Source organism: Halomonas sp. CnH100-B, from assembly GCF_024124605.1.
GTDB lineage: Bacteria > Pseudomonadota > Gammaproteobacteria > Pseudomonadales > Halomonadaceae > Vreelandella.
In genome coordinates, this window is the sequence record NZ_JAMXRX010000002.1 from 451,281 (window position 1) to 463,567 (window position 12,287).

17 protein-coding genes and 1 tRNA gene are annotated in these 12,287 nt (G+C 58.3%); 8 read left to right on the plus strand and 10 right to left on the minus strand.

Features of this window, described 5'->3' with window-relative positions:
* Positions 1 to 176 precede the first annotated feature (176 nt).
* From NH398_RS05645 to NH398_RS05670, 6 genes are all read left to right on the plus strand, one after another.
* Entirely contained in the window at positions 177 to 1,139 is a 963-nt protein-coding gene (locus NH398_RS05645; protein ID WP_253017107.1) for an ABC transporter ATP-binding protein, read from the plus strand.
* Positions 1,136 to 1,909, plus strand: coding sequence for an ABC transporter permease (locus tag NH398_RS05650; protein ID WP_253017109.1), 774 nt, complete (start codon positions 1,136 to 1,138; stop codon positions 1,907 to 1,909). Before NH398_RS05645 ends, NH398_RS05650 begins: the two co-directional genes overlap by 4 nt.
* 54 nt (positions 1,910 to 1,963) lie before the next feature.
* Positions 1,964 to 2,797 carry an NADPH-dependent 7-cyano-7-deazaguanine reductase QueF gene (queF, locus tag NH398_RS05655; protein WP_253017111.1) on the plus strand — a complete coding sequence of 278 codons (834 nt, stop codon included), beginning with the start codon at positions 1,964 to 1,966 and terminating at the stop codon, positions 2,795 to 2,797.
* Positions 2,798 to 2,825: 28 nt separating this feature from the next.
* The gene (locus NH398_RS05660) at positions 2,826 to 3,386 is read left to right on the plus strand and encodes a nitroreductase family protein (RefSeq protein ID WP_253017112.1); all 561 of its coding nucleotides are present in this window, start codon (positions 2,826 to 2,828) and stop codon (positions 3,384 to 3,386) included.
* Between the two features lie 23 nt (positions 3,387 to 3,409).
* Positions 3,410 to 3,916, plus strand: coding sequence for a YiiD C-terminal domain-containing protein (locus NH398_RS05665; protein WP_253017113.1), 507 nt, complete (start codon positions 3,410 to 3,412; stop codon positions 3,914 to 3,916).
* 92 nt (positions 3,917 to 4,008) lie between these two features.
* Positions 4,009 to 4,096 (plus strand) — tRNA-Ser (locus NH398_RS05670).
* Positions 4,097 to 4,182: 86 nt separating this feature from the next.
* Here the strand turns inward: NH398_RS05670 and NH398_RS05675 are convergent.
* The 10 genes from NH398_RS05675 to NH398_RS05720 form a co-directional block, all read right to left on the minus strand.
* On the minus strand, positions 4,183 to 5,352 hold the full coding sequence (locus NH398_RS05675; RefSeq protein WP_253017114.1) for a DUF3596 domain-containing protein: 1,170 nt from the start codon (positions 5,350 to 5,352) through the stop codon (positions 4,183 to 4,185).
* Between the two features lie 372 nt (positions 5,353 to 5,724).
* On the minus strand, positions 5,725 to 6,012 hold the full coding sequence (locus tag NH398_RS05680; protein WP_253017116.1) for a hypothetical protein: 288 nt from the start codon (positions 6,010 to 6,012) through the stop codon (positions 5,725 to 5,727).
* 144 nt (positions 6,013 to 6,156) lie between these two features.
* The gene (locus NH398_RS05685; protein ID WP_193460760.1) at positions 6,157 to 6,372 is read right to left on the minus strand and encodes a TraR/DksA family transcriptional regulator; all 216 of its coding nucleotides are present in this window, start codon (positions 6,370 to 6,372) and stop codon (positions 6,157 to 6,159) included.
* Between the two features lie 2 nt (positions 6,373 to 6,374).
* Entirely contained in the window at positions 6,375 to 6,773 is a 399-nt protein-coding gene (locus NH398_RS05690) for a hypothetical protein (RefSeq protein ID WP_253017118.1), read from the minus strand.
* An 11-nt stretch (positions 6,774 to 6,784) separates the two neighbouring features.
* Positions 6,785 to 9,451 (minus strand): toprim domain-containing protein, encoded by a 2,667-nt coding sequence (locus NH398_RS05695; RefSeq protein ID WP_253017120.1) that lies wholly within the window; start codon positions 9,449 to 9,451, stop codon positions 6,785 to 6,787.
* Between the two features lie 161 nt (positions 9,452 to 9,612).
* Positions 9,613 to 9,897 carry an ogr/Delta-like zinc finger family protein gene (locus NH398_RS05700; protein ID WP_253017122.1) on the minus strand — a complete coding sequence of 95 codons (285 nt, stop codon included), beginning with the start codon at positions 9,895 to 9,897 and terminating at the stop codon, positions 9,613 to 9,615.
* Positions 9,897 to 10,100, minus strand: a complete 204-nt coding sequence (locus NH398_RS05705) for a hypothetical protein (RefSeq protein ID WP_137094437.1) — start codon at positions 10,098 to 10,100, stop codon at positions 9,897 to 9,899. The genes NH398_RS05700 and NH398_RS05705 overlap by 1 nt, the downstream gene beginning before the upstream one ends.
* A gap of 38 nt (positions 10,101 to 10,138) precedes the next feature.
* Positions 10,139 to 10,342: a hypothetical protein gene (locus tag NH398_RS05710; protein WP_139525392.1), complete on the minus strand. Its 204-nt coding sequence runs from the start codon at positions 10,340 to 10,342 to the stop codon at positions 10,139 to 10,141.
* A 25-nt stretch (positions 10,343 to 10,367) separates the two neighbouring features.
* Positions 10,368 to 10,574, minus strand: a complete 207-nt coding sequence (locus NH398_RS05715; RefSeq protein ID WP_253017124.1) for a hypothetical protein — start codon at positions 10,572 to 10,574, stop codon at positions 10,368 to 10,370.
* A gap of 45 nt (positions 10,575 to 10,619) precedes the next feature.
* Positions 10,620 to 10,946 (minus strand): hypothetical protein, encoded by a 327-nt coding sequence (locus NH398_RS05720; protein ID WP_253017125.1) that lies wholly within the window; start codon positions 10,944 to 10,946, stop codon positions 10,620 to 10,622.
* Between the two features lie 93 nt (positions 10,947 to 11,039).
* Between NH398_RS05720 and NH398_RS05725 the strand changes: the two genes are divergently transcribed.
* Both NH398_RS05725 and NH398_RS05730 read left to right on the plus strand, forming a co-directional pair.
* Entirely contained in the window at positions 11,040 to 11,705 is a 666-nt protein-coding gene (locus NH398_RS05725) for a LexA family transcriptional regulator (protein WP_253017127.1), read from the plus strand.
* 65 nt (positions 11,706 to 11,770) lie between these two features.
* Positions 11,771 to 12,244 carry a BRCT domain-containing protein gene (locus NH398_RS05730; RefSeq protein ID WP_253017129.1) on the plus strand — a complete coding sequence of 158 codons (474 nt, stop codon included), beginning with the start codon at positions 11,771 to 11,773 and terminating at the stop codon, positions 12,242 to 12,244.
* The last annotated feature ends 43 nt before the right edge of the window (positions 12,245 to 12,287 follow it).

Sequence of the window (12,287 nt, forward strand, 5' to 3'; positions counted from 1 at the left end):
ACCGCAGCAATAGCGTGGCAAAGTGTCACCTAATGTAGTGCTAAATAGAGAAAAATCAGGGGCATGGAAGTGGTGGTTCAGAGGTTATAAGCCGCAAACTTGAAAAAACATATGCATGCCCCGATATCCTGCCTTCTAGCTCTTTTTTGCTCCCCACTTGCTGACAGGACATGTTCATGGCCGAACCGGCATTGTCGATCCGTGGCCTTACCAAGATGTATGGCAACGGTTTTCAAGCGTTAAAAGGTATCGATTTAGACGTCCAGCAGGGCGATTTTTTTGCGCTGCTGGGTCCCAATGGGGCGGGAAAGTCCACCACTCTGGGTGTGGTGTGCTCGCTAGTGCAGAAAACGGCGGGCAAGGTGTCGATTTTTGGAATCGACATCGACAAAGACTTCGCCAAAGCGAAATATCAGCTCGGCGTGGTGCCGCAGGAATTCAACTTCAACCAGTTTGAGAAAGTGCTGGATATCGTGCTGGCCCAGGCGGGTTACTACGGCATGAAGCGCAACGAAGCGCTGCCTCGCGCCAAGCAGCTCTTGACTGACTTAGGGCTATGGGAGAAGCGAAACGGCAGCGCGCGGATGCTCTCGGGTGGCATGAAGCGCCGCCTGATGATTGCGCGTGCCTTGATGCACCGCCCCAAACTGCTGATCCTTGACGAGCCTACCGCCGGGGTCGATATCGAGCTTCGCCGCAGCATGTGGGAGTACATGCGGCGTATCAATCGTGAGGAAGGGACGACGATCATCCTCACCACGCACTACCTCGAAGAAGCCGAGAGCTTGTGTCGTAATATCGCGATCATCAATCACGGTGAGATCGTGCGAAATACGAGCGTGCGCGAGCTGCTGGCAGAGCTGGATACCGAAACCTTCCTGCTGGATCTGGCCGAGCCGGTAGAACAAGTGCCCACCCTCGAAGGCTTCGAACTGCAGCAAATCGAGCCGTCTCAGCTGGCGCTGGTGATTCACCGTGGCCAGCAGTTGAACGACGTGTTCAGTGCGCTGAGTGCGCAGGGCATTCAGGTGGTGTCCATGCGTAACCGCGCCAACCGCTTAGAGGAGATGTTCGTTTCCATGGTAGAGAGCAGTCAGCAGGCCATCGACCAGCGTGAACAGCCGGAGGCCCGCTCATGAACGCAATGCAAACTCTGGTGGCTCTATGGACGCTGGTGCTCAAAGAGATCAAGCGCTTTACGCGTATCTGGCCGCAAACTCTGCTGCCGCCATCGATCACCATGGCCATGTACTTCATCATTTTTGGCAACCTGATCGGCTCGCGCATTGGTGATATGGACGGCTTCAGCTACATGGACTTCATCGTGCCAGGGCTGATCATGATGTCGGTGATTACCAACAGCTACTCCAACGTGGCGTCCAGCTTCTTCTCCAACAAGTTTCAACGCTCCATCGAAGAGATGATGGTGTCGCCCATGCCCAATGGCGTGATTCTCTCCGGGTTCATACTCGGTGGCATGGCGCGAGGCTTGGGCGTGGGCTTGATTGTGACGATGGTGTCGCTGTTCTTTACCCGTTTGACGGTCGAGCATCCGCTGCTCACGATATTGGTAGTGGTGCTGACCTCGGCGCTATTCTCCATTGGCGGTTTTATCAACGCGCTGCTGGCGAATAAGTTTGACGATATCTCCATCGTGCCGACGTTCATTCTGACGCCGCTCACCTATTTAGGCGGTGTGTTCTATTCGATTTCGATGCTGCCGGATTTCTGGCAGGGCGTTTCGATGCTCAACCCGATTCTGTATATGGTGAACGTCTTCCGCTACGGTTTTCTGGGCGTTTCCGATATTCCGGTAGGCTGGGCGCTGGCCGCCATTTTTGCCTTTATTATCGTCCTGTTCATGGTCGCGCTGACCATGCTAGAGCGCGGTAAAGGCATTCGCAGCTAATTCACGGCCTGACTGCAATGCCCTTATTGAACTAGCACGACTGAGAGAGTTTCCATGGCACATCGCCCCGACACTTTAGAACACGCGCCCCTGGGGCGCGATTCCGTTTACCCAGAGCAGTACGATGCGGGGTTGTTGTATCCGATTCCCCGTGCTGCCAACCGCGCGCCGCTTGGTATTGAAGAGGGCGCGCTGCCGTTTGTCGGCGAAGACGAGTGGCACGCGTTCGAGGTCTCTTGGCTCAACGCGCGTGGCAAACCCATCGTTGCGGTGGCGCGGTTTCGCTTGCCCGCCAGCTCGCCTCATCTCATCGAGTCCAAATCCTGGAAACTCTACCTCAACAGCCTCAACCAAACGCGCTTTGCCAGCCAAGCCGAGGTAGAGAAGACGTTGGTACACGACCTGAGCCGCGCTGCCGGTGCCAGCGTTAGCGTCGAGTTGCTGGGCGTTGATGACAGTGAACTGGCGCCCAAGCGCCTGCCAGGGGAGTGCTTAGACGACCTGGATATTGAGGTGAGCGACTACACGCCAAGTGCCACGCACCTTGCTACCCGTGATGAGATCGTCGAAGAGACCCTGCATTCGCATCTGCTAAAATCCAACTGCCCGGTGACCGGTCAGCCGGATTGGGGAAGCGTTTTGATTCGCTATAAAGGCCCCAAGCTCGACCGAGAAGGGCTACTGCGCTACCTGATTGGCTACCGGCAGCACCAGGATTTTCACGAGCACTGCGTCGAGCATATCTTCACTGATTTAATGCAGCAGGCGAAGCCGGAAGAGTTGCTGGTGTTGGCGCGCTACGTGCGTCGTGGCGGCTTGGACATCAGCCCGTGGCGTGCCACACCGGGCTTGGTACCCCCTAGCCCGCTGCGCCTGGCGCGCCAGTAACGCTCACCCTAACGGATAAGGAGTCACCATGGACGCCCTCACGCTGCTTCACGAACGTAGCTCCATGGGCAAGCTCGCTGAGCCTGCCCCCAGCGCCGACCAGCTCAGCGCCATCTATCAAGCGGCGCTTCGTGCCCCCGACCACAAAGAGCTGCGACCGTGGCGCTTCATCGAATTCACCGGTGAAGGCCGGGAGCGCCTGGGCGAGCTGTTTGCCGAAGCGGAGTTTCAGGAAGACCCTCACGCGAGCGACGAGACGCTCAACGCCGCGCGTAAAAAGCCTTTACGCGCGCCGATGATCATTGCCGTGATAGCCAAGGTCACCCCGGATATTCCCAAGGTGCCCAAGATGGAGCAGGTGATTTCCGCGGGTTGTGCCGCTCACGGCATCCTGCTGGCGGCTCATGCGCTTGGTCTTGGGGCCATGTGGCGCAGCGGAAAATACGCGTTCGACCCCGTGGTGCGTAAGGGGTTAGGGCTTGAGGAAGAAGACGAGGTCGTCGCCTTCATCTATCTGGGTAGCGTGGGCGGTCGCCACAAGCCTCTTCCCCAGCACGACACGGCAGATTTCGTCGAACGTTGGCAATAATCGCCGCCGCCAAGGAGAGCGACATGCGCCCAACACGCCAGCCGGGTATGCCACACCCACGATTGCCGCTGCCGGAAGGAGAAGAGGATCTCATCGCTTTCCAGCGCTGGTTGGAGGCCGCCATTCCCATGGTGGCAGCGCTTGGTATTACCCGTATGAGCCAAGCCAACGGTGCACTCACGTGGCAACTGGCGCTGACGCCCAATCTCAACGACAAAGGCACTGGCTTCGGTGGGGCGCTGACCGCGCAAACCACGCTGCAAGGCTGGTGTTGGGTCACCCTGTGGCTTCGCCAGCAGGGCAGGGCGCAAGACGTGGTGGTCGCCGAGGCTAGCCAATGTTTTCTCGCCCCGGTCACGGGTGACTACCGCATGACCTGTGCCCCCCGCCATCCGGATGGCCCTGCAAAGCTCGCCGCCAAACTCAGCGAGAGAGGCAAGGGCAGTATCGAATTGACCCACCAGCTCTACTGCGGTGATGCGCTCTGTTTAGAAGCCACAGGCCGTTACGCCGTGCTGCCAAACGCCTAGTCAGGAAAAAGGTTTGCTATTTCACAGCTTAGACCATAGAATATGCGCCGTTCTGTTGAGAAAGGCAGCGCCTAACAGCAGAGCTAAAATGTGGAGAGGTGTCCGAGTGGTCGAAGGAGCACGCCTGGAAAGTGTGTAAGTCGAAAGGCTTCGAGGGTTCGAATCCCTCCCTCTCCGCCACAGAATTTTGAAGGCCGTCAAGCACTTAGCTTGGCGGCCTTTTTCGTTTCTGGCTTTCAGGGACTAGCTTGGGACTGGCGTGTGCTTTAACGCTTCACTTCCAGCGCGATTTCCACCAGTGAGTTGATATCTGGCCCGTCTTCGGAAATCCAGCGCCCGTAGTGCTTGTAGATCATCGCAGGAGAGGTATGCCCCATCTGTTCAGCTACCCACTGTATGGGGGCGACCCCTGTGCTTAGCAGCTGGCTGGCATAGGTATGACGACACTGGCCTGGCCCTCGATACCGCACGCCAGCCTTCTCCAGGTGCAGTTTGAAGAAGCGATCGCGGATGCCGGTGTCACCGTAGTGCGGCTTTCCAGTATTTGAGTTAAGAAACACGAAGCGCAGATTGGCTTTACGGCGCGTCGTGTTGTCTCGGTCGATGATTTCAATTGGCTGTGGTGGAAGGTGGCCAGTTATTTTCCACTGACGTTTCAATGCTTCGAGTGCGGGTTGAAGTAACCGTTTTTCGCGTGTAGATCGCCGGGTCTTGGTAACACGGTAGGCATTGCGGAATTGCCGTCGCCGATAACGGATAATGCCGCGCTCCAGGTCAATGACATCCTCCCACGCTAGCGCCATTGCCTCAGATAAACGCGGGCCATCCCAGAGCATAAAATCGATCATATTGAGCTCCTGTACACGTTTTGTGGGCGTGGCAAGGATGTGCTTGATCTCGTCCCGGGTAAAAGGGTCTGGGTCTTCCGGATCGGGTAGCCGTACCTGGATACCCTGTGTGGGGTCATAGGCCTGGCGGTGCTGGGAACAGTAGAGGCGGTAGATTTGCCGCAGAATAGTAACGATTTCTTTGATCGTTTTACTGGCAAGCGTTTTTGGCAGATCTCCTTTCACCCATGTTTGCAGGTCGATGGTGGAGACCTGGTCAGCCTGCACTTTCCCCCATCGTGGTTTGATATGGCTATTCACCTTGCTTCGGTAGCTGCGCAACGTCGTATCGGCGACATCGTTTTCGATGATGCCTAACCATAAATCTGCATAGTGGCCAACCGTGTTGATCGCTAATCGACGAGAGCTTGGGAATAGCCTGGCATAGTCGAACGTTCCTGCCCGCATTTCGTGGTCGATAGACGCCGCCAAACGCTCAGCGTGAGCGATATTGTCAGGAGTGGCTGGGCCAACCGGCTCCCGACATTTTTCACCTTGAAACTGGAAATAGACGCGCACCTTATCGCCGCGTACCTCAACGCCTGCCATGAAGCCCCCTTTGTTGAACTGTAAATATAAACAGTGTATTTCAGTTTGAAAGGGAGCGAAACGCTTTGATTTCTTATACCGTTATCTTGGTCGGTTGAATAAACCGCCGCGTAATGCGGCGGGAAAGGGAGGTGGCTACTAGTCCATATTTTCGTTGATATCGTATTTGCGGATGAGTTCTCGGCACCGTGACAGCTCTTCTCTCAGGTGAGTTATCTCACGTATCAAGCTCGCCTCAGTTTGGGTTGGAGCCTGCTTTCTTAAAGCGTTAAAGCTGGCGGATAAGCGGGCATGTTCCTCCTGAGTTAAAGGGCTTCGTAATGATTTCGCTAAGATCTGATCAATCGGATTGCTGCTCATAACTCACTTTTTTCATTTCAAGCGCCATTGTTGGTACCGCTTACGAATAGCATAAAACATGCTTGCTGCACGATGGTCATGATCCAACTCCGCCCGGCTTTGGATCTGGCACGCGGCGCAGAGCCAGTCGCGGGCGTCGTCGGTGTTGTGGGTGCCGTCGGGCAGTTGGCTTTCGGTCATGCCGTGCTTGGCGCGCCGGCGGCGGTCGAGGTAGAGCTGAAATTGCGCGTCCTGGCACAGCATGGCGGCTTGCCGTGCCAGGGTGCCTCCCTTGATTGTCGATCTTCCTTGTTGGCTCATATCACCCCCCAATATTTCAGTAGGTGCTCCACCGCCAAATACCAGGCATAGGGAAAAAACGTGATTGCAAAGAACGAGGACCAGAAACCCTGCGCAACGACCACCCCAAATATCCAAAGGAATATCATTAGCAAATTTCGGATTTCAGCGACCATAGCGCCCCCGTTGTTCGCGGATGCTTTGGCACTCGATGCACGTGGCTACCCAGGGCAGGGCGTCGCGGCGGGCTTGGGGGATCTCGTGGCCGCAGTCTTCGCACTCCGGATCCGGGTTGGGAATGCGCAGGGAAAGGCGGCTGCTGAGGGCGGCTTGCATGCGGCGCTCCATCAGATCGGCGGCGATGTCGGCGTTGTCGGCCATGGTTACTGCTCCTCTTGTTTTTCAATGGCGGCAAAGCGCTGCATCAGTTCTTGGCCGTGCGGCAGGTACTCGTGAAGCTCGCGGTCGCTGACGGCCGACCACTCGATCACTGCCAGGGCGGCGCGGCGTAGGTCGGTATCCAGCACGCGCAGGCTGGTTAGGTTCAGCGGCCAGGCGTAGCTGTTGTAAACGGCCAGCAGTACGCGGCGGCAGTGCTGCGGCTGCTGGGTGTCGCCTTGGGCGATCTCCACCAATTCCTGCAGGGCTAGCAGGCCAGCTACGGTGATTTGTGTGCTCTGCATCTCGGCTTCGTTTTCAGCGGCGGCTTTGGCTTCCAATGCCTGGCGGTTGCGTTCGCGAATACGCTGAACCACCAGGGGCATACTGGGTTGAGTGGTCATCACAGGCTCCTTCATGCTTGAAACACCCAGCACTTCACGCTGCCGCCGTGCAGGCGGACGCGGGAGTTCACGGTGCGGTTGGAATCGACAAACTTGCGGGTCTTGCTGGTCTTCAAATAGCGCTTCAGCTCGCGCAGTTCGGGGGTGCGCAGCTTGTACTCGGCGCAGGTGCGCTCGAAGTCTTTGAGGTTCACGGCGATGTGCTCGCTGCCCTTGCCGTAGTGGTTGAGCTGCGGCTCATCGCGCAGGCCTTCGATGTAGTCGAAGGCTTCCCAAAATTCGGCCACCATCGGGTGATCGGCGTTGATGGATTGCTGCCGCTCGCGGGCCATCTGCTCCACCATGCCGTTGGCCATATCGATGATTTGCTGGTCGAACAGCCCCAGGCCCTCCGGCCCCAGGCACTCCACCAACGCCATTAGCTGGCCGTGGCACTTGGCGATGCGCAGCACCTTGATTTCCGGGTCGTCGGCCAAGCGGTCGGCGTAGTGGCGGGCGCGCTGGGTGATGGTGGCCAGCAGCGCGGCTTCCCGCTGGGCGACGGCCAAAGCGAACTGGCTGACGTGCTCGAGCTCGGTACGCTCCAGCGCCTCGGCCAGCGCTTTGGTGGTTTTGTTCTGACCATCCCGGGTGAAATGCAGGTGGCAGATACGGGTTTGAATCGCCTCGCCAGCCTGCACCGGGGCGTTCTGGCTAATCACGATGCTGCCTCGAAAGGGCGGCTCGTAGGTGTCGTTGCCGCTGTTCTTCACGCCACGGGCGCGTATCGAGCGGCCGTTAAAGGCGGTTTTCAGCTCGTCCCAATCGAACTGCTTCTGCTTGGCGCCGCCTTCCTGCTCGCGGTCGGATTCGATCAGCACCACCGGCAGGTTGCTCACCTGGGCAAAGTTACGGCTGCGGGCGGGCATGGTGGCCTTGCTGGGGTCGAAGCCCTCATAATCGCGCCGGCCGCACAGCTTCCAGAGGAACTCGATCAGCGTGGATTTACCCGCGCCGGCTTCGCCCACAATCTCCAAAAACGGGAAGCTGCCCATCTCGGCGCGGATCTGCTCGGCCAGCAGGCTGCCCATCCAATACGCCAGGGCCACCACGCCCCGGGAGCCAAACGCGCCGAGTAGTTGCTGTGTCCACTCGGTGCTGAACGCCTTGCGGTCGGGGTTGATGTGTAGCGATACGGATTGGCTCAGGGTTTTCAGCTGGCGGCGGGGGCCAAGCTCGAAAAAGTCCTCGCTGTTGATCGGCACCACCTTGCCACCGGCCACGGCAAGATCGCCGAACACATACGCGCCGTGCTCCTTGCTGTAGCCGATGAAGTCGATAGTCTCGACGGTTTTGATGTTGCCGATCTGGTCCTGCAGCAGGCTATCGAGCTGCTGGCTGGTTCCTGTCCATACCGCGCCCGGCGCAATGCCCAGCAGGCGCTTTTTGTACTCAGAAGCCGAGGCCAACTGGCCGCCGCTGAAGGTGTTTTTGATCGGCGGGCGGCCGTCGGGAAACTCCACGCGGTAGTAGTACCAGCTCTCATCGGTCACCGCGTTGGCCTGGTAGTACAGCGCCGTGGGGAAACAGGTGCAGATGCGCTTCACGCTGCCGGATTGCTCCAGCGCCGCATCGCGCAGGGCGGGGTCGATCTGCCGCTGGTCTTCGCCGTCCAGCCCATCGGCGCGCAGGGCGCGGTCGAAGGCGTCCATGTCCAGCTTCCACCACCACAGTTGGCGTTTGAACTCGAACCAGAACTCCCGCTGTTCACGGCGCTTGTACATCAGCAGCGCTTTCGCCATGGCCGTGGGGGCCAACAGCAGGTCGCCGTGGTAGCGGTAGGTTTCCTGGTGTTTCTCGGTCAGCTCGCCGCGCTGGTGGGCGTCGTTCCAGTCGTGGCCACCGTGGGGGATCTGCGCCGCATGGCACTCCCAGCCCGCCGCCCGGGCGCGCTTCACGTGCTTATGGGTGGCGTTGTGGCCGGCGCGGTTGTTATCCAGCGCCCATACCAACGTGGGCCGGCTTGTGCCTGCCTCATGCGCGGCATCGGAAAGGGCGTTCAACGCCTCATCGGGGTAGTTGCCGCAGCTCATGGCGGAAACGGCCGCGATGCCGTGGTGGTAAAGGGCGATCGCATCGAAGATGCCCTCTACAATCCACACTTCCTCAGCCGCTACTAAGTCAGCAGCGGTGAGAGCAGGCGGGCACCACCACTGGCCTTTGTAGCGGCCAACGAAATTGGCCTTCTGTTTGCCGAAGCGCTCCGGGTTATCCAGCAAGCGCTCCCAGTAAGCGCCGCCGGGCAGTGCGAAGCGCACGGTGGCGGTACCGCCGATCTCCGGCTTCCAGTAGCTCTCTTGGGTGTACCAGCCCTGAATGCGGGAAAGCTCGAAGCCCCGGCCATCGCGCAGGTAGCCATCGGCCACCGGCGTGGTAGAGGTGGCCTTCTCGTTCGCTTTCGGGCTGTAGCGCTCGCTCCAGGAGCAGAACAGATCCGGGAACAGCGCTTTGATGTGGATTTGCGCGCCACAGTTGTTTTCCCGCCCGCATTTCAGCATCCACGGCGCGTCGGCGTTGATGTACGCCTCGCGCTTACCGCACTCCGGGCAGCGCACCCGTTGCAGGTAGGGGCCGCGCTCAATCGCCTCAAAATCGCTGATTAAGCGCGCAACAATGTCCTGGCGCAGCGATGAATTCACGCTCGCCTCCTTATTCAACAAATGGATGGGGCTGGGCTTGGGGCTAGATCACGGCACCGGCTGGGCCGTGGGTGCCCCCTTTCGGCCGGGCATAACACACAGGCCGAAAGGGGCGTGGTGGCCGCGGGGGCCTTGGGTGATGGGCAGCTCTCTGCATCGTCTTAACCCTCATAACGTTCGTCATTGGCGGCTGGGCGAGTGATGTCCAATTGCATCTGCTGGATCAGGCGAGGCGCGAACGGCAGATTCACCCGGGCGTTGGGGATATCGCTCGGGGTTAGGGTGTGCAGCACCTGAAACCCCGCCTTGCCTCGAAAGCCGCACTCCACGTTGCGGCACTCCACTACCCCTTCGCGGTACACCGGTGTTAGCCCCTGGCTGTTGCGTACCCGCATGTTGTGGCCGCAGTGGGGGCAGGGCATACGGTGCTTGGAAGCGGTCGACATCAATGGTTTCTCCCTACCGGATAAAGGGCGCGGCCGCGGCCGGTGAGCCCTTGGGTGCCTTTGCGTAACCGCCGCCGCAGTAGCCATTCGGCGGCGTCGTCCAGGCTGGTTAAATCCTGCTGTTCACATACCTGCTGCAGCGCGGCCTCTAGCTGGTCGTTCAGCGGAAGACGTAATTCGCCGCGTGCCGGTTGGTCAGCCATACCTCAATGCTCCTTGAGGGCCTCAAAAAGCCCTGCCTTTACGACGCCTGCTGGGGCACAGTGCTAAGTGAGAGATCCGCAACGCCCAGCGTCTCTAGGGCTTCCTTCAGCACCAGTTGGCGCAGCAGCGACGCCCGTTCGATACCGGTGTAATCCACCAGCGCATCGATCAGTTGGGCCTCGTACTGATCCAAATTGAGAGCGGCGTAGCGGGTGCGCACACGTTTGGGGTCCTGGTACATGGCAAACATCCTTATGCAAGCAGGGTCATTCGGCATTCAGCGTGTCTTGGTCGTACTCGGCGATGCCGCGCAGCATCAGCATCCGCGCCGTGGCGGAGAGGGTGCGCATTTCCAGCTCGGCGATGCGCTCCAGGTCGGCGCGCTCGTCTTCGGTCATGCGGGTCAGTACTGTGCTGGTGCAGCCTTTAGGGGCATAAATTGGCTTTGGGGCAATGGCGTTGGTCGAGGTCATGGGGTAGGCTTCCGTATCAGGTTGAATAACTTTGGCCGCAGCGGTTTAGCGCTCGTACAAGCGCACCAGCTTGCGCTGCAGGAAGTGCTCATCCATGTGGGTGCGCAGTTCGCACAAAGCGTCTTCCACCTGTTCGAACGGCGCGTTTTGGGCCAGCATCGTGGCAGCGAGCTGGCTCACCGCCTGGGCGGTGGTGCGCTCTTCCAGCGCTTCGAGATCGGCCAGCGGGTTAGGCTTCTCGGTGCCCTGGGTCAGTGCCATTTCAATGGCATCGCGGATATGTGGCGAACAACGGTCTAGATCTACCTCTACCCCGCGAAACAGCACGGTGGTGGAAGGCGGCAAGATGATCGTGGCAATGATGGTGACCATGGCAGTGGCTCCCTTTGCTATGTGTATCGAAGTGAAAGACATGAATAGAATGGTTCACAAAAATGAACCTGTCAATAAGGATGGTTCATAAAAATGAGCATTGGCGAACGCCTGAGAGAAGAACGTGAGCGGATTGGGTTGAGCCAAACGGCCCTTGCGCAGATTGGGGGTGTAGGAAAAACCACCCAGATCAAATATGAAAAAGGTACCAGCAGCCCTGATTCTTCCTACCTTTCCGCCGTTTCTGATGAAGGCGTAGATGTCTTTTACGTGCTCAAAGGCCAGCGTTCAGGAACTGCCACTGCTCAACCTTTAGGGGTTGCGTTAAGTGAACCATCGGCAGAGCTTTCACCCATCAAGATGTACGACATCGAAGCTGCTGCGGGCGCTGGTCGTAGCTTCGAAGGTGAGCCGATTAAAACCACCCTTCATTTTCCTAGCAGCGAGCTGGCCGAGCAGGGGCTAGACCCTGCCCAGGTGGTGGGCATCAAAGTGCGCGGCGATTCGATGGACGGCACCCTGGCCGATGGCGATTGGGTGCTGGTGGATCGCAGCAACCGTGACCCTAAGCAGGAAGGGGTTTTTCTGCTGCTGGTGAGTGGCGAGCGACGGATTAAGCGGGTGCAGCGGTTAGCGGGTGGTGCGCTGTATCTGATTAGCGATAACGACCATTACCAACCGGAAATGATCAAGCCGCAGGATATGCACGATGTGGAGATCTTAGGGCGGTGTGAGATTCGGATTGGGCGGGTTGTGTAACTGTAAAACCATGAACACATAAAGGCAGCTATGAGACTGCTGAAAGATAATACAGGGAGGTAGGGATGAGCGTTTTAACCTTTGATTATGAAGATGCGAAAGGGAACGTTAGCACGCGTGAAGTCAGCCAATGGAGTGAAGATGGTTGGCTGTTAACGGGCATCTGTTCAAGCGATAACCGCCGTAAAACGTTCAGGCGAGACCGTATTCAGGTGGTTCATGAAGGCGGCGAAAGTCTCAAGCCTATCTCCATGCCTCAGCACCTTGTCGATCGTGCAATTACGGCCAGCAAAAAGCGGTCGGACTCACTGGAAATTCTCTTTACTGGGTTTGCAAAATCGCGCCGGGCAGAGCTAGAAGCTGCTGCAGCGGAGTCAGGCATGCGGGTTTGTAAAACCGTCACGGTGGGCCTTTCTTTTGTTTGCGGTGGACCGACGGCAGGGCCGACCAAGCTGCGGAATGCTCAGGCGAAAGGTGTCCCGGTATTGGATGAGGCTGACTTTTTGAAGCTGTTGGAAACTGGCGAGATGCCAGAGTGAGACGCGAAGCAATTAAAATGTTGTAACTGATTCGTGAGAATTA